This is a genomic window from Thermococcus kodakarensis KOD1, from assembly GCF_000009965.1.
In the GTDB taxonomy this organism is placed as follows: Archaea; Methanobacteriota_B; Thermococci; order Thermococcales; family Thermococcaceae; genus Thermococcus; species Thermococcus kodakarensis.
The window spans coordinates 1,020,916-1,035,475 of the sequence record NC_006624.1 but is presented as its reverse complement, the minus strand read 5'-3'; the positions used below and the strand labels follow the sequence as shown (position 1 = coordinate 1,035,475).

Sequence of the window (14,560 nt, the reverse complement as noted above, 5' to 3'; positions counted from 1 at the left end):
AGATTAAGAAAAGGTTGAAATAAACCTTTTGCTCATGGGGTTAGGTCCATCGGCCTGAGCTCCTCGAGGAAGTGCTTGGCGAACTTTATGGTAAGGTCGATGTCCCTGAGGTCGGCCGTTTCGACCTGGCTGTGCATGTACCTTATCGGTATGCTGAGAACTGCAGTTGCCACGCCCTCCCTGTTGATCTGCATTATGTTGGCGTCGGTTCCCGTCGGCCTCGGGCTTGCCTCGACCTGGAGCGGGATGTCGTACTTCTTGGCGACTTCATCGGCGAAGCGCCTGACCTTGGGGTGGATGTTGGGGCCGACCTCGTCCATAACTGGCCCGCCGCCGAGCTTTGGAACGATCTTGCCCTTGTCGCCGACCTGCTTGGCGAAGGTTACGTCCATCGCTATGCCGATCTCCGGGTCTATTGCGTAGCTAGCGACGCGCGCTCCCCTCAGCCCGACCTCCTCCTGGACTGATGCGACGAAGTATATGTCCGCCTCGTGGTTCTCAAGTGCCCTGGCAGCCTCGATCATGGCGTAGAGGCAGACGCGGTCGTCAAGGTAGGGGGTGGCTATCCTGTTCTCGGTGAGCTTGGTGAAGGCTGGTGCGAACTCGCCGACGGTTCCAACGCGGAAGCCCATTTCCTCTGCCTCTTCCTTGCTGTCTGCACCGACATCAACCACTATGGTGTCCCAGTCGGCGGCCTTCTTTCTGTCCTCAGGCTTCTGGAGGTGGGGTGGGATGTGTCCGACGACACCGTAGCGCTCGCCCTTGTCGGTGAAGAACCTTATCCTCTGGGCCACGAGCGTCCTCGGGTCAACTCCCCCTATCGGGACGACGTGGAGGTAGCCTTCATTGTCAATGTGGTTTACCATGAGGCCGATCTTGTCCATATGGGCCGCTACCATGACCTTTGGCCCGTTCCCCTTCTTGTGGGCTATGACGTTGCCGAGCTTGTCGACCTTTATCTCGTCCACGTAGTCCTTCAGTGCCTCTATTACGACGTCCCTTATGCCGAGGAACTCAAATCCAGAAACGCCAGGGGCTTCAACAACCCTCTTGAGCAACTCTATGTCAACCATCTCAATCGCCTCCTTTAGATGTCCGTCTAAATGTTTTCGAATTTCTTAATAAGCTTTGCTGCCAAAAATAGGGAAAAGAAAATTTCAGCCCAGAATGGCCTGAAGATAGGCCTCCTCCCCGGGTTCAAGGTCAAGCTCCCAGGTTATTCCGTCGTCATTCAGCGTCGCTTTACCCTTAGTGACCCGAACCTCTACCGCTTTCACAGGCCTCTCGAGTTTGTAGTCCTTTAGGGGTCTAAGGCGCGGTGCACGGACTTTTACGAAGTAGTACCTGTCGAGGGTCTCCTCGTGGACTGTGGGCATTGCAAGCGCGAAGTAAGAGGTCGCAGCTAGCAGAATGCCTGATATTACGAGAATTAAGGCCGTCTCTGTACTAATTCCCGACTTTTTGGAGGGTTCTGAGCTGGTTGGGGGATACTGGGTAGTCGTAGTGGTTGGAATAGTTGTCATCGTGTTTGAGGTTTTGGGCGTCGTGGTTGATGTTTTCGTTGGTGAGGGAGGGCTGACAGTGGTGATGATTGTCTCGGCGGGAAGATACGATGCGCTTTCAGCCTTCACAATTAGTGTCCCATAGCCAACCTTTGAAAGGTTGAAGAGTGCAAAGCCAGTGGAGTTCGTTATTCCAAAGTCCTTCCCTTTGGGGCCCTCCACAGTTACCGTGACGTTGGGAACCTCTTTCTTTCCATCGGTGACCTGAACTATCAGCCTCTCCCCTTCCTGGATGCTGCTTATGTGGAGGGACTTTACGACCAGTTCTTTTGAAACGATTTTTCCATCAAGGTTCAATGTGACCCGATATACTCCAGGCGTGCTCACGGAGTATGTCACCGCACCGTTGGGGTCAGTTTTTAGTTCTACTCCGTTTACAGTGACAGTGATATCTGGAACTCCCCTTCCGGAACGGTCGTAGACAAAAATCCGGATTGCACCGTGCTCAAAGCTGATTGAGTAGTTTAGCGCCCTCCTATAGACTTCAAAATTCTTTGAAACTTCCTTGTAGACTCCGCTCATGTTCGCCCAGAGCACCACAGTGTAGTTTCCGAGCGGCAGTGTTTTGAACTCCAGCTTCTTTTCCCAGGGGGAGTCGGGCTTTACATAAGTTATCGTGGTCTGGTTAATTATTGTCCTGTTCCCAACTAGGTAGTATCCTATTCTCCCAGATATCACAGTGTTTGACTTTGAAGTCAGGGTCAGGTAGATTTCCACTGACCTGCCGTAGATGTATCTATCCTGGGCCGTTATAGTCAGGTCGTAGTCGATGAGCGCCTTGACGGTAACTATAACCGGGGCCTCAAAGTACTGGTCCCCAACGCGAGCTATAATGCGAAGGAGATACTGCCCAGGTTCCTGGTTCAGAACTTTCAGAATTAGGGTATCGTTGTAGGTATCGTTTGGAAGAAGGGGTATCCGAATGGCCTTTCCGCTGTATTGAAATCCAGTCGTGGGGCCCGTTATGTAGACTGTCATGTTGGTTATCGTCGTGTTACCCGTGTTCTTTATTGAAAATGGAATCACAAGGGTGTCGCCTGGAAGGGCAGTGAACTCATTGTTCAGAACGGTTATCGAGAGGGAAATCCCTCCCACATTCCCTTCGGAGGAGACAGGTTTGATCCCCATCAGAATGACTAGTAAAATTAGCAGTCCTAAAACAGGCTTTTTCCTCAACTACAGCACCCCCTCAAGGGTTCTCTGTTTCCCCAAGAGCCCATCAAGAGTCATGAAAGGCGTTTCGAGGTCGATCTTATAGCTCTTCTCCCCGTGCTCCAATCTATTGGGGCCGTAAAAGCGCCACCCTACGTTCACGAATTTAACCGCAAGGACGGGCCTACCGCCAAAACGTCCGGCAAACTCAACAAGCTTTTCAACGTCCTCGATGGGAAGGTAGAGCTTCCTGCTCCTCGTGCTCTTGACCTCTATGCAGAGGTATTCCTTCCCGTTTCCGGCCACCAGGTCTATTTTGTGGCTCCCCGCTGAACGGAGGACTGCGAATCCTTTACTTTCGAGGAGCTTTACAAGCTCCCTCTCCGCACTGGCGCCGCGTCTGTACCTCATTGCGCACCCTCACAGATATTCTCTGGTTACATTTATAAGCTCTCCCCGGGAGGATAACTCGGTGATACTCATGCCGGTTTACGAGATAGAGGGTAAAAAGCCCAAGATACACCCGACGGCTTTTGTTGATGAAACCGCCTCAATAATTGGAGACGTTGTTCTTGAGGAAAAAACGAGCGTTTGGCCCTCCGCCGTTCTTCGCGGGGACATAGAGCAGATATACATCGGCTGCTGCTCCAACGTCCAGGACAACGTCAGCATTCATACATCTCACGGCCTTCCGACGAAGATAGGGAAGTACGTCACCATCGGCCACAACGCCGTCGTTCACGGTGCCACCGTTGACGACTACACGATAATAGGTATGGGTGCGATAATCCTCGACGGTGCGAAGATTGGAAAGCACGTCATAATCGGTGCAGGTGCCCTCGTCCCGCCGGGCAAGGAGATACCCGACTACAGCCTCGTCGTCGGCGTTCCCGGAAAGGTCGTCAGGCAGCTCAGCGAGGAGGAAATTGAGTGGACGAAGAAAAACGCCGAGATATACATGGAGCTGGCGGAGAAGCACCTCAAGAGGAAGAAGATAGAGTGAGGGCAAATGCTATACAGATTGGTCTCCCACATCCCTCACATTCTTTTTAAGCCGGTCTATGACGCTTATGAAAGCTACCTCCTGGAGAAGGTTAAATCTGGGAACATCCCTAAGCACGTTGCCATAATAATGGACGGCAACAGAAGGTGGGCCAGGAAGCTTGAAAAGCCCCCCTGGTACGGCCACCTATTCGGATCAAAGAAGCTCGAAGAAATCCTTGAGTGGTGCAGGGAGCTAAACATAAGGACGCTTACTGTCTATGCCTTCTCAACCGAGAACTTCAAGCGCTCAAAGGAGGAAGTTGAGGCCCTCATGAACCTCTTCGAGGAGAAGTTCAAGGAACTCGTTCAGGATGAAAGGGTTCATCGCTACGGCATCAGGGTGAACGTCCTCGGCAGGAAGGACATGCTTCCCGAAAACGTGAGAAAGGCCGCTGAAGAGGCGGAGAGAGCAACGAGAAAGTACTCCAACTACAACCTCAACATAGCCCTCGCATACGGCGGTAGGAGCGAGATAGCGGACGCCGTCAGGGAAATAGTTAGGGACGTCCTTGAAGGAAAGATTAAGCCGGAGGACATCGATGAGGAGGCCATAAAGCGCTACCTCTACTATCCCAACATGCCCGATCCCGACATCGTCATCAGGACTGGCGGCGAGGTGAGAATAAGCAACTTCCTCCTCTATCAGATCGCCTACAGCGAGCTTTTCTTCGTTGACGTTTACTTTCCCGAGTTCAGGAAGATAGACTTTCTTAGGATAATCCGTGAGTTCCAGAAGAGACAGCGGCGCTTTGGAAGGTAGTTTTTAAATTTTTCCGCTAAAGCTTATTAACTTCGAAGCAAACCTTCTCCGGTGGTGAGAGAATGTACGCTGAGCTGAGTCCAGGAACCAAGAAGGTGTACACGCAGGTTCGCTATCTCGACGACTACCACTGGGAGATAGAGGGGAGCACGATAACCGGGATTCACAAGAAGAGCAACGTTAAGGTAGTCATAGACGTCGCAAAGAACAGGGAGGAGGCAGACTCACTCGCAGGAAAGGACGTCAATGGAATTCACATCGTGGCTATTCCAGACAACGGAGTTTTCTACATCAAGAACGGCAGCTTTGTCCTCACATACCGCTACCTCAAGGCCACTCTCGCTGATATAAACGACCACATAGTCTGGAGCGGCTTTAAGGTCGTTGAAGATAACGGGAAGCTCGTCCAGGAGGACGTTTATGAGTATCTCGGCGCCGCGCTCGTGAACCACATAAAGAACAACGCCCTCGCCGGTCAGGACTACATCTTCTGGCAGTTCTACAAGTGCGAGGAGTGCGGAAAGTACGTTGACATCGAGAACCTTGAAGCCCACCTCAGGGAACACGGCATCAAGCTCCACGAGAAGAGCGAGGAACACTATGAGGTCTTTGAGCTGAACTTCAGGGAGGGCAAGGTCTTCGATAAGTTCGGCGGGGAAGTGCCCATGGATAAGTTCAGCAGCGAGGCCAGGGAGTTCATAAAGGAAGTCCTCTCCGGAGGACACCAGGGAGGATAATCATGAGGGCCATACTAGACGCCCTCAACGCAGAAACTCTCGCCGGCTCCGTGGTATCGGTAATATACGACACATACTCCTCCGCTTGGCAGATCCCCTTTCTCCTTTTTGAGGCATTCTCTCGAAATGGGTTATTTTCCGGTAATCTCCAACTACAGCAGTTCTTTCAGCGGCCTCGTCCGCCGAGCCAGGAGCGTTGGCTTGGACATGATGAAGGAGCTAAAAAAAGGTAGAATGGCCGTGATTGATGTCTTCGGTTCCAGGTACTCACCGGTTCATGTAGAGCTTCCTGGGGTTTTCTACTTGGACAGTGCCGAGCCGGAGACCATTAATCCAAAAATAGATGCAATCTACTCAAAGCTCGTGGAGGAGAAAGGCCCGAGACTGTTCAGGATGATATACACCCTCGATGGTGTGGCCGTAATGTTTGACGAGGGCAGGACAATAAAGTTGCTGAACCAGACAATAGCCGAGAAGAGCGTTACAACTCCCGAGTCCGTGCTATTGATAGCCCTGAACTCGGACGTGGTGAGCAGGAGCTTCCTGGCATGGACAGTTAGCCTTAGTGACTACGCTATTTTTGTCTCCTCCAAAGTCACGGAAGAGGGCATAAGAGAACTCCTCTATACGGTTAAATCCGTGAACATTGACTTTGAACCGGGCGTGTACTCCCTGGAAATCAGAAAGGGAGAAGAAAGGATACACCTCGAAAAGCTCTCAACCTCTGAACTTCGGCCTTCTGCTGAGGAGCAGTGGTAGGGGCCTCGGCTTGTACGGGAACCCCTCTGTCTGCCCCTTTATCTCCCTGATCAGGTCTTCGAGCTGCATCTCGACCTGCCTTCCGTCGCTCCTCCTTCTGACGGTGACGGTGTTCTGCTCCTTCTCGTTCCTTCCAACGACGATGATGTACGGAATCCACTCCTTCTCCGCCTTCCTTATCTTCTTGTTGAGCCTGTCGCCCGTGTCGTCCACGTCAACCCTTATCTTGGCGCCCTCGAGCTTACCTGCCACGTAGAGGGCGTAGTCCATTACCTCGTCGCTGACCGGGATAACGCGAACCTGTATCGGGCTGAGCCAGAGCGGGTACATCGGTTTGATGCCCTTCTCCTGGAGCTTGGCCTGCTTCTCGAGGATAGCGTACATGACCCTCTCGATTGCTCCGCTAGGCGAGCAGTGGAGTATGAGCGGGGTTCTCTCCTTGCCCTCCTCGTCGTAGTACTTTATGCCGAAGCGCTCGGCGTTCTCGACGTCTATCTGGACGGTGCTCAGAGCTGCAGCCTTGTCGAGGTTGTCAACGAAGTTGAACTCGAACTTGAGGATGAAGTAGAAGAACCTCTGGTCCCACATCTCGATGAGGACGGGCTTGCCTATTATCTTGGCCAGCTCGACGATGAAGTCCCTGTTCTGCTCCCAGAAGTCGCGCGTGAACCTTATTGCAACCTCGTAATCCTCTGGAGTTAGTCCAACGCCCTTGAGGACTTCCATGCTGAGCTTGTACTGCTTCTTGAACTCGTCCATGGCCTGCTTGAGGTCTCTAGCTACCGTGTGCATATCGGGCATCGTGAAGGCCCTGAGCCTCCTGAGGCCAGAAAGCTCACCGCTCTTCTCGCGCCTGAAGGAGTACCTCGTCAGCTCGTACATCCTCAGCGGGAGGTTGCGGTAGCTTATCGTGGCGTCCTTCTTTATGAGGAACTGGCCGAAGCAGGCCGCAAACCTGAGGAAGAACTTCTTGTCCCCGCTCTTGACGACGTACTGCCTGGCGGGGAAGCGATTCAGGTACTTCTCAAGCGCAGGGTGCTCGAAGTCGTACATGATCGGCGTCTCGACTTCCATAGCACCGTACTCGATGACCTTCTCGGTGACGTACTGCTCCAGGAGTGATTTTATGAGCCTGCCCTTTGGATAGTAGCGGAGGTTTCCGGCGTCGCTTCCCGGCTCGTAGTCCACAAGCTCCTGCTCAAGCATGAGCCTGACGTGGGGCGGCTCCCTATCGGCGACCCTGTTCTTGGCTATCTCGTAGTTCACGAACTTCTTCAGGTTCTCGTGGCCGGTGAAATCGAACTTGTCAACGTCAATCAGCTCGCCTTCGGGCGTGAGGATGTACCAGTAGCTCTTGAGCTCCTTCTCCTCCTTTTCGAGGGCTATGTTGCGCTCCTCCTTGCTTACCGCTTTCTCCGGAACTATCGTCCTGCTGAGCTCAGCAAGCGGGTGTCCCTTGCAGCTTAACTTGAAGGCCTTGTAGTAGCCGAAGGGAGCGCGCTTGACCTCGTAGCCCTTCTCCCTCAGTTTTTCCTCGATCTTGCGGAGAACTTCGAGGGCTACGTCAGGCTTGGCGAGCTCACTGCTGAGGTGGGCAAATGGATAGACGAATATCCTTTCGGCCTTTATCTGGGAAGCAACGTCCTCTATCTCCTTAACGGCCTTCTCGACAACTTCGTCGGGGTTTGTCTCATCAACCTTCTCAACGCTGATAAAGACCGCCAGAACCTCGTCGAGCCTTCCCGTCTTCTGCTCGTCGCTTATAGGCTCTGGGTTCTTCAGGGCCTTGTCCTTGACCTCGTACTCGAGGTAGTCCGAGTGTATAAGGAGCATTCTCATTCTTAACCACCACCAAGACATCGTCGGCAGATTACTAAAAGTTTTCCCAAAGGGAAGGCTTAAAAAATCCTCGCTGGAAACTTTTCGGAGGTGGGAGGATGGATGAGAAAAAGACCGTGAAGAACGGCGACCTCGTACTGCCCGGGGATTATCTTGGTGTTATCGAGGAGTTCCTTCCTGGAGATGGTGTCAGGGAGGAGAACGGTGAGCTTTACGCCACTAGGGCTGGTAAAGTAAGAATAGACTCCGACAAAATGGAGATAAGCGTTGAACCCGTAACCGACGTCCCGCCGCTTCCCAGGGTTGGAGACGTGGTCATAGGTAGGGTCGTTGAGGTGAAGCCTCAGGCCGTAATAGTCCAGATCATCAGCATTGAGGGCAGGGAGAACGACAGGGAGATAGCCACTTCAAAGCTAGCAGGGATACACATCTCCGAGATAAAGGAGGGCTTCGTCGAGGACATCACCAAGGAGTTTAAGATTGGGGACGTAATAAGGGCGAGGGTAATCGCCAACGAGAAGAGTCCGATACAGCTGAGTACGAAGGGTCCTGATCTGGGTGTCGTCTATGCCCTCTGCTCCCGCTGCAGGACGCCGCTGATAAGGCGCGGCGACAAGCTTATCTGCCCGCGCTGTGGAAACGTCGAGACGAGAAAGCTTTCATCACTGTATAGAAAACTGAAGGTGTCTCTATGAGGGCCAAGAGGGTTATAACGATCCACGTTAGGGACGACAGGGAGAAGGAGGAGTTCATGAGGGAACTCCAGAGGCTCCGTCTTCCAGCGTTCATCTACGTTCACGGCAAGCTGGACTCGCTCAAGATAAACGTCCAGGGCACGAAGGACGAGATCAGGGAGGCCATTCAGAAGATACGAGAAATCCACACGAGGGTCAGGGCAAAGCTCTATCCCGACAGAATGGGTCTCTACCGCTACAAGGTGGACGACCTGCTCCGGGAGGCTGGAACCAGCGTCTCAACTCCCATAATCGTCAAAACCCTTGAGCTCTTAGGCGAAAGGGTTGAGCTAAAGGACGACGAGATTGTTACCTCAATGCCCTGGGAGGAGGCTGTGGAAGTAACTTCCCGCCTCGGAGAGGCTTTAGCGGAGATAGCCCTTCAGACGACCAGGCAGATAAGGGAGGTCGTCCTGCCCGTTGCAATAGCCTACGACCTTGACCCCGAGGAAGTTCTTGAGAGGCTCGTTGAGCTGGGTCTGGCCGAGTGGAAGGAAGATAAGTTTAAATACGAACTCGTGAAGAACAAGGAGCAGGCGCTTGAAGAGTTGCTGAAAGCCCTTGAAGGTGATGAGAATGAGGATTGAGGTCATAAGGCGTGAAGAGAACCTCCTTGAGTTCTATCTTGAGGGAGAGGATCACACCTTTGCCAACCTGCTCACCGAGACCCTCCACGAGAACGAGCACGTTACCTTTGCAGGATACACCATCGAGCACCCGATAACGATGGCCAGGAAGCCGCGCTTCAAGGTCGTTACCGACGGAAAAATAACGCCCGAGAAGGCCCTCGAAGAGGCGGCGCAGAAGATATTTGACAGGGCCAGAGAAGTCCTTGAGGCCTGGAAAGCGGCTATAGAGTGATGGAGTTGATCTCCTACACGAGGGACTTCACCGACAAGGGGCTCGCCAAGCTCGGCGACTCCCTCATCAACCTCGTCTTTTCTCTTGCCTTAAGTGAGTACCTCGGTAAGCCCACGGGAGAGCGGGTTCCAAACGCATCCCTCGCCATCGCGCTTGAGATGGCAGGACTCAGGCACATCATACCCCCCAGAACGGACAAACACGGCAAGGGAGACATTGCCGAGGCCCTCTTTGCCTACGCCTGGCTGGAGAAGAAGATAACAATCGAGGAGGCAGTTGAGATACTCAGCCAGAACCTCGATGATGACGTCACGCACTTCACGAGAAAGAAAGAGACAATAGGAAAGGCCTTTGCCGTCCTGTACGAAGAAATAGGAAAGAGACTTGGACTCAAAGACTGAGGAGCAGGTCTATGAGACCCTGCTTCGTCGGTATCTTCGGGAACTTCTCGGGGTCTTTGACCTTCAGGAGTATCGGCACGTCGCCGAAGAGCTTCAGAACCTTTCCGAAGGGTATCTTGCCTTCTCCAGGAAGGAGGTGGAGGTCACCGACTCCGTACGCCAGGGCATCCTCCGGCTCGACCTGCGGGAAGAGCTTTCCAAAGTTGTCGTGCACCATGAGGATTATCGTTTTGTCCGTTCCGAGCTTGACGTCGTCGAGGAGCTTCTCCTCGTTGCCCTGGGCGCTCAAGAATGCGTGGGCAACATCAAGGGCAAAGCCAACGTTGTCCCTGTTCACGTTTTCGACGACGTAGAGCGTGTCCTTGACGCTGAAGGTGTTCTCAAGGGCTATCTTGATGTCGAAGGGCTTCAGCATGTCGGCGAGGCTCTGAAGGGCCTCTATTTCGAGGTCCAGCCTTCCAGTTTTTCCGCTCTGCATGACGATGACCTTTGCACCGAGCTTTATGGCTACGTCTGCAACCGCCCTTGCCACCCTGAAGTGCCTGCTGTGGTAGACGTGGTCCCTGAGGTTCATTGAGGTGGGCATCCTGATGATGTAGTTTATTCCCACTCCTTTGAGGGTGGTTTCAAGGCTGCGGAGCTTCTTCTCAACTACAACACCGTTCTTTATCAGGCCTAGAGTGTGCGGGAACAGTGAAACGAAGTCGTAGTCCTTGATTTTTATGTCCGCCAGAATCGATGCGAGGCTCTTGTCCTTTGTGATGAAGTGCGGGTAGATGGTCACTCCTATCTCCACGGGTATCACCTAACTCTGAAGTCGCCAGAATGGATATAAAAGTTTGTCCGTTCTGGGACAGGTTTAAAAGTTCACGCGTGCACAACTTGAGGGTGGGAAAATGGACGATCGGATATGGAAGTACGTCTCGGCCGTTCTAACGCTTCTGCTGGCCCTATCAATCGTGAGCGTCGCGGTTCTCTACTACCAGGTCAATCCCCCCGCTGTTCCTGCCAATCAAACGGGCTTTGTCATAGAAACTCCCTCAAACTTTACGCTCGTGTGTGAAGGCAGTGTTAACACTACCAGCACCGAAGTTGCCGAGCTGAGGGATCAAATCGCTTTCCTGCAGAGACTCGTTTCATCTAACCAGGGCGGCACAACCATCGCCGTGGTTCCAATATTTGGAATCATAGACGACTACACGGCCCTCCAGGTCATCCCGCTTTTGAGGAACCTGGCCATGAACGAGTCCGTTGGTGGGGTTCTCCTCTGGATTGAAAGTCCCGGTGGCGTAGTTGGGCCTGTTATTAACATACACTCCGAAATCAAAAAGTTGTCTTTAGTTAAACCAGTCGTCGCTTACAGCGGGGATATCATAGCATCAGGGGGATACTACATAGCAGTTGGGGCTCAGAAGATAGTGGCCAGCCCGCTGGCTGAGGTCGGAAGCATCGGAGTTATCTACGTTCACTACGACCTGGAGAAGAACTACGAGATGAATGGGATAAAGGTAAATGTATTCAAAACTGGTAAACACAAGGACATGGGGGCCGAGTGGAGAGATTTAACGCCAGAAGAACGCGAGAAGATAACGGAGATGGTGAACACTTACTTCCAGGCGTTTATCAGCGCAGTGAGCGAGGGGCGCAACATGACCATTGATGAAGTCAAAAACTTCTCAACAGGAGAGACGTGGTTCGCTGAGAACGTTACTGGAGCCCTCGTCGACGAGCTTGGGGGTATGGACACTGCCATAGATGTCCTCGAAAAGTTAATGAACGTTAGCGGTGCAAAGGTTGTGGTGTACAAGGACCTTGAGACCCCCGAGGAGTTTGGGGTCTACGGGAGCACTGCCCTCTACATAGACCCTCGCTACCTCACTCCCCTCATTGGGGGTGGTTGAATGCTGTGCGAGGAGAAGCTTGAGGTGTTTGAAAACGGCTTTGAGGACGGGAAGTTCAACCTCAGGATAGAGTACTATGGAAAGGACGCCAGGAGGCTTCTCCTCGCAGTTATACGCGAGCTCTATCTCCCTGACTACGGAGAAGACTACGTCTATCCCTTTGAATGTGCCAAGGAGTTCTGGGGAATCTATATGGATGCCTCGGAGATACGCGGTGAAGAACCTCGCCTTGCCCCCGTGAAGTTCCTTAACCAGAGCATCCTCAACAGGCTCGAAAAAGTCCTCTCTGAGATAGATGCTCCTGCGGAGGTTAAAGAGCTCATAGACTTTGAAAAGGCCGAGGTTGCAAAGCTTGGAAAGGGCCTCCTCGCCCTTGGGAAGAACTTCATACTCGATGAGCGGGGTTACCTGTTCATTTTCAACAAGCCCTCGGTAAGAGAACTGATACTGAAATACATGGGGATGCTTGATGAGAGTTGAAACTGCAGTGTGGGTTGCCGTCTCCCTCGGGGTTCTTTACCTGACGTGGGAAACGATCAGCCCAATTCTCTCACCAATTATAATAGCCGCGACTACAGCCTACATCCTCTATCCCGTCCATGAGCGCCTTGAAGGAAAAATTGGGGGACGGTGGTCGGCACTTACCCTAACGGGGATTTTGACAGTGGTTTCCCTTCTGTTTGTCTTTGGCTTCGCCCTCCTCATAAACGACGTTAAATACTCCCTGGCGAACTACGTTGACACCTTTGTTGGCTGGCTTCTTGGCTTAAACCTGCCCCCATCCGCCTACGAAGTCCTCCAGAGAATTTCACTCGGCATCTCCCAGAGGTTTAACAGCTACGTCCTTGGGTACACCTACTCACTCCCCACACTGCTTCTGCAGGTTATCGTTACTGTGTTCTCGTTCTACGGCATCCTTGTGAACGCCGACGCCATAAAACAGGAGGTTTACTCTTTAATTCCCCCAACCAACAGGGACCTTGCCAGAAAACTGATAGACAGTGGGGCAGAAACGCTCCACATAGTTCTTAGGGGCTGGCTGCTCGTCGGTGTTGGGAAGGGCATATTAATGGCCCTGTTTTTCAGGGTCTTCGGAATCTCTGACGTGGGTGGTGCCGTTGCCGCTGGAATCCTAACGGTGGTAATCGAGCTTCTTCCCGTCGTTGGCGGCTGGATCGTTTGGGTTGGTGGTGTTGCCTATCTGATCAATCAGGGCCACATCCTTTCAGGTGTCCTTCTGGCGGTTCTTGGGTTCTCCCTTGTTTCGCCCCTTCCTGATATCCTGCTGAGGGATAAGATAAGCCGTTTGAAGTGGGGAGTAAACGCTATCATAAGCCTCCTGGGTTTCATCGGCGGATACATAGCCTTTGGGTTCGTTGGGATAATAATCGGTCCCGTCTCACTCGGCCTTCTGAAGACCCTCGTAGAAGAGTGGAAGGAAATCAAGGAGAGAACTTCCTGATGAAGCTGGCGACCTTAACTGTATCTATTGTCTCCTTGACATCATGGGTGCGTATTATGTCTGCCCCTTTCAGCACCGCTATGGCCGTTGCAGATAGACTACCTGCCAGTCTCTCCGAGGGGTCTTGCCTTCCTGTTATTGCACCGATGAAAGACTTTCTCGAGACACCTACCAGAATTGGCTTCCCAAGGGACTTAAGCAGGTTGAGGTTGGCTATGACCTTTGAGTCCCAGACGTACCACGGCGGCCATTCGGGGCGTAGAAAGCCGATGGCAGGATCAACTGCAACGTCTTCAATCCCGTGTCTTTCGGCTATCCTGAGGCTTTCCTGAAGGAAGTCCATGACGGTGCGAACCGGATCGCTGAGGTTCCTTACCTCACCGTGGGCGCAGAGGACAACGGGGGTACCGTAGTCAGCGGCGACTTTGGGCATCTCGGGATCCCCTTTCAGGCCAGTTACGTCGTTGATTATATCAGCGCCAGCTTTTATGGCCTCTTCCGCGACCTTCGCGTTTGTTGTGTCAATGCTTATGGGAACGTCAACGTGGTTGCGGATCGTTTTCACTGCCCAGACCGCCCTTCTAATCTCTTCTTCAACCGGTATCTGGGTCTCTAGATAGGGAGCCGTGGACTTTGCCCCAATGTCAATGAAGCTCGCTCCCTCTTCCACCATTCTCAGAGCAGTTTCTATCAGCTTTTCTTCATCGTTTCTGACGCTTCCCTTGTAGAAGCTCTCTGGAGAGATGTTTATCACTCCCATTATCCTCGGCTCGTTGAGGCTGATCCCCGCGAACTTCATGGTTCCACACCACTTCAAGATGCACCGCGTACAATAAAAACGCGATGGTTGCCATCGCAGTCGCGAGGATTGCCACCTCTGAGAACATCCCATCATTCGAGCGTACCGCCAATGCCAGCAGTCCGTTGAGCGCTATAAATCCGCCGAGGACGCCCTCTCTTGTGAACTCTCTTCCTCCTTTCTCTAGCACATAATACAGGTAAAGCTGCGAGACCATTGCAGGAATGGTTATGATTCCAAAGGCTCCAATTAGTACGTTTATCATGCTCAGTATTATTTCTAGGTCATTGTTCTTATTTTTCATAGTACCACGTCTTTCAGTAGAAATCGAAGAATTTAAAAATTTTTGCATAAGCTCTTTAATTTATGCATCATTACGTTTTTACTTCGATTCTTCTGATGTGCATCTTGAGCCATTACTACATTTATGTACATCCATCCTGCCAAAATCAGCAAAATTTTCGTTCATTGATGTCTTTTATTATTCAGTAAGGCTTTTAAATTGAAACTGATGCTTTTCACTCGGAGTGATTAACTGGAGGTGATATC

18 protein-coding genes are annotated in these 14,560 nt (G+C 52.2%); 11 read left to right on the top strand and 7 right to left on the bottom strand.

Going from position 1 to position 14,560, the window contains the following annotated elements; genetic code table 11:
- Nucleotides 1-32: 32 nt before the first annotated feature.
- The 3 genes from TK_RS05795 to hjc form a co-directional block, all read right to left on the bottom strand.
- Nucleotides 33-1,073, bottom strand: a complete 1,041-nt coding sequence (locus TK_RS05795) for a lysyl aminopeptidase (RefSeq protein ID WP_011250128.1) — start codon at nt 1,071-1,073, stop codon at nt 33-35.
- Nucleotides 1,074-1,157: 84 nt separating this feature from the next.
- Complete coding sequence (locus TK_RS05790) at nt 1,158-2,738, bottom strand: COG1470 family protein (RefSeq protein ID WP_011250127.1); 1,581 nt, start codon at nt 2,736-2,738, stop codon at nt 1,158-1,160.
- Nucleotides 2,739-3,125, bottom strand: a complete 387-nt coding sequence (hjc, locus tag TK_RS05785; protein WP_011250126.1) for a Holliday junction resolvase Hjc — start codon at nt 3,123-3,125, stop codon at nt 2,739-2,741.
- Nucleotides 3,126-3,195: 70 nt separating this feature from the next.
- Between hjc and TK_RS05780 the strand changes: the two genes are divergently transcribed.
- The 4 genes from TK_RS05780 (at nt 3,196) to TK_RS05765 (ending at nt 6,014) form a co-directional block, all read left to right on the top strand.
- The gene (locus tag TK_RS05780; RefSeq protein WP_011250125.1) at nt 3,196-3,717 is read left to right on the top strand and encodes a gamma carbonic anhydrase family protein; all 522 of its coding nucleotides are present in this window, start codon (nt 3,196-3,198) and stop codon (nt 3,715-3,717) included.
- 6 nt (nt 3,718-3,723) lie between these two features.
- Entirely contained in the window at nt 3,724-4,518 is a 795-nt protein-coding gene (gene uppS / locus TK_RS05775; RefSeq protein WP_011250124.1) for a polyprenyl diphosphate synthase, read from the top strand.
- 62 nt (nt 4,519-4,580) lie between these two features.
- Nucleotides 4,581-5,255, top strand: coding sequence for a TBP-interacting protein (locus TK_RS05770; protein ID WP_011250123.1), 675 nt, complete (start codon nt 4,581-4,583; stop codon nt 5,253-5,255).
- A 201-nt stretch (nt 5,256-5,456) separates the two neighbouring features.
- Nucleotides 5,457-6,014, top strand: coding sequence for a hypothetical protein (locus TK_RS05765; RefSeq protein WP_232500629.1), 558 nt, complete (start codon nt 5,457-5,459; stop codon nt 6,012-6,014).
- Here TK_RS05765 and TK_RS05760 read toward each other — a convergent pair.
- Nucleotides 5,973-7,853 carry a threonine--tRNA ligase gene (locus tag TK_RS05760; protein ID WP_011250121.1) on the bottom strand — a complete coding sequence of 627 codons (1,881 nt, stop codon included), beginning with the start codon at nt 7,851-7,853 and terminating at the stop codon, nt 5,973-5,975. The two genes, TK_RS05765 and TK_RS05760, sit on opposite strands and share 42 nt — an antisense overlap.
- A 98-nt stretch (nt 7,854-7,951) precedes the next feature.
- On the opposite strand from TK_RS05760, the gene TK_RS05755 reads away from it, so the two are divergent.
- Genes TK_RS05755 through TK_RS05740 form a run of 4 tightly spaced genes read left to right on the top strand, consistent with a single transcriptional unit; the run spans nt 7,952 to nt 9,849 of the window.
- Nucleotides 7,952-8,548, top strand: coding sequence for an exosome complex RNA-binding protein Csl4 (locus TK_RS05755; RefSeq protein ID WP_011250120.1), 597 nt, complete (start codon nt 7,952-7,954; stop codon nt 8,546-8,548).
- The gene (locus tag TK_RS05750) at nt 8,545-9,174 is read left to right on the top strand and encodes a DUF2067 family protein (protein ID WP_011250119.1); all 630 of its coding nucleotides are present in this window, start codon (nt 8,545-8,547) and stop codon (nt 9,172-9,174) included. The genes TK_RS05755 and TK_RS05750 overlap by 4 nt, the downstream gene beginning before the upstream one ends.
- Nucleotides 9,164-9,448 carry a DNA-directed RNA polymerase subunit L gene (locus tag TK_RS05745; RefSeq protein WP_011250118.1) on the top strand — a complete coding sequence of 95 codons (285 nt, stop codon included), beginning with the start codon at nt 9,164-9,166 and terminating at the stop codon, nt 9,446-9,448. The genes TK_RS05750 and TK_RS05745 overlap by 11 nt, the downstream gene beginning before the upstream one ends.
- Entirely contained in the window at nt 9,448-9,849 is a 402-nt protein-coding gene (locus TK_RS05740) for a ribonuclease III family protein (RefSeq protein ID WP_011250117.1), read from the top strand. The genes TK_RS05745 and TK_RS05740 overlap by 1 nt, the downstream gene beginning before the upstream one ends.
- Here TK_RS05740 and TK_RS05735 read toward each other — a convergent pair.
- Nucleotides 9,839-10,645, bottom strand: a complete 807-nt coding sequence (locus TK_RS05735) for a sugar phosphate isomerase/epimerase family protein (RefSeq protein ID WP_011250116.1) — start codon at nt 10,643-10,645, stop codon at nt 9,839-9,841. The two genes, TK_RS05740 and TK_RS05735, sit on opposite strands and share 11 nt — an antisense overlap.
- A 100-nt stretch (nt 10,646-10,745) precedes the next feature.
- On the opposite strand from TK_RS05735, the gene sppA reads away from it, so the two are divergent.
- From sppA to TK_RS05720, 3 genes are read left to right on the top strand one after another with little or no spacing between them, the layout of a single operon-like run.
- Nucleotides 10,746-11,750: a signal peptide peptidase SppA gene (sppA, locus tag TK_RS05730; RefSeq protein ID WP_011250115.1), complete on the top strand. Its 1,005-nt coding sequence runs from the start codon at nt 10,746-10,748 to the stop codon at nt 11,748-11,750.
- Entirely contained in the window at nt 11,751-12,230 is a 480-nt protein-coding gene (locus TK_RS05725) for a PH1570 family protein (RefSeq protein WP_011250114.1), read from the top strand.
- A complete protein-coding gene (locus TK_RS05720) occupies nt 12,220-13,212 on the top strand; it encodes an AI-2E family transporter (RefSeq protein ID WP_011250113.1) in 993 nt (330 codons plus the stop codon). The genes TK_RS05725 and TK_RS05720 overlap by 11 nt, the downstream gene beginning before the upstream one ends.
- Here TK_RS05720 and folP read toward each other — a convergent pair.
- A complete protein-coding gene (folP, locus tag TK_RS05715; RefSeq protein ID WP_011250112.1) occupies nt 13,193-14,011 on the bottom strand; it encodes a dihydropteroate synthase in 819 nt (272 codons plus the stop codon). The two genes, TK_RS05720 and folP, sit on opposite strands and share 20 nt — an antisense overlap.
- Nucleotides 13,914-14,315: a hypothetical protein gene (locus TK_RS11915; RefSeq protein ID WP_011250111.1), complete on the bottom strand. Its 402-nt coding sequence runs from the start codon at nt 14,313-14,315 to the stop codon at nt 13,914-13,916. Before TK_RS11915 ends, folP begins: the two co-directional genes overlap by 98 nt.
- Nucleotides 14,316-14,560: the final 245 nt, after the last annotated feature.

Coding starts and splice junctions, on each gene's coding strand:
- TK_RS05795 (WP_011250128.1), bottom strand. CDS start 1,073: ATGGTTGACATAGAGTTGCTCAAGAGGGTTGTTGAAGCCCCTGGCGTT.
- hjc (WP_011250126.1), bottom strand. CDS start 3,125: ATGAGGTACAGACGCGGCGCCAGTGCGGAGAGGGAGCTTGTAAAGCTC.
- TK_RS05780 (WP_011250125.1), top strand. CDS start 3,196: ATGCCGGTTTACGAGATAGAGGGTAAAAAGCCCAAGATACACCCGACG.
- uppS (WP_011250124.1), top strand. CDS start 3,724: ATGCTATACAGATTGGTCTCCCACATCCCTCACATTCTTTTTAAGCCG.
- TK_RS05770 (WP_011250123.1), top strand. CDS start 4,581: ATGTACGCTGAGCTGAGTCCAGGAACCAAGAAGGTGTACACGCAGGTT.
- TK_RS05760 (WP_011250121.1), bottom strand. CDS start 7,853: ATGAGAATGCTCCTTATACACTCGGACTACCTCGAGTACGAGGTCAAG.
- TK_RS05755 (WP_011250120.1), top strand. CDS start 7,952: ATGGATGAGAAAAAGACCGTGAAGAACGGCGACCTCGTACTGCCCGGG.
- TK_RS05750 (WP_011250119.1), top strand. CDS start 8,545: ATGAGGGCCAAGAGGGTTATAACGATCCACGTTAGGGACGACAGGGAG.
- TK_RS05745 (WP_011250118.1), top strand. CDS start 9,164: ATGAGGATTGAGGTCATAAGGCGTGAAGAGAACCTCCTTGAGTTCTAT.
- TK_RS05740 (WP_011250117.1), top strand. CDS start 9,448: ATGGAGTTGATCTCCTACACGAGGGACTTCACCGACAAGGGGCTCGCC.
- sppA (WP_011250115.1), top strand. CDS start 10,746: ATGGACGATCGGATATGGAAGTACGTCTCGGCCGTTCTAACGCTTCTG.
- TK_RS05725 (WP_011250114.1), top strand. CDS start 11,751: ATGCTGTGCGAGGAGAAGCTTGAGGTGTTTGAAAACGGCTTTGAGGAC.
- TK_RS05720 (WP_011250113.1), top strand. CDS start 12,220: ATGAGAGTTGAAACTGCAGTGTGGGTTGCCGTCTCCCTCGGGGTTCTT.
- folP (WP_011250112.1), bottom strand. CDS start 14,011: ATGAAGTTCGCGGGGATCAGCCTCAACGAGCCGAGGATAATGGGAGTG.
- TK_RS11915 (WP_011250111.1), bottom strand. CDS start 14,315: ATGAAAAATAAGAACAATGACCTAGAAATAATACTGAGCATGATAAAC.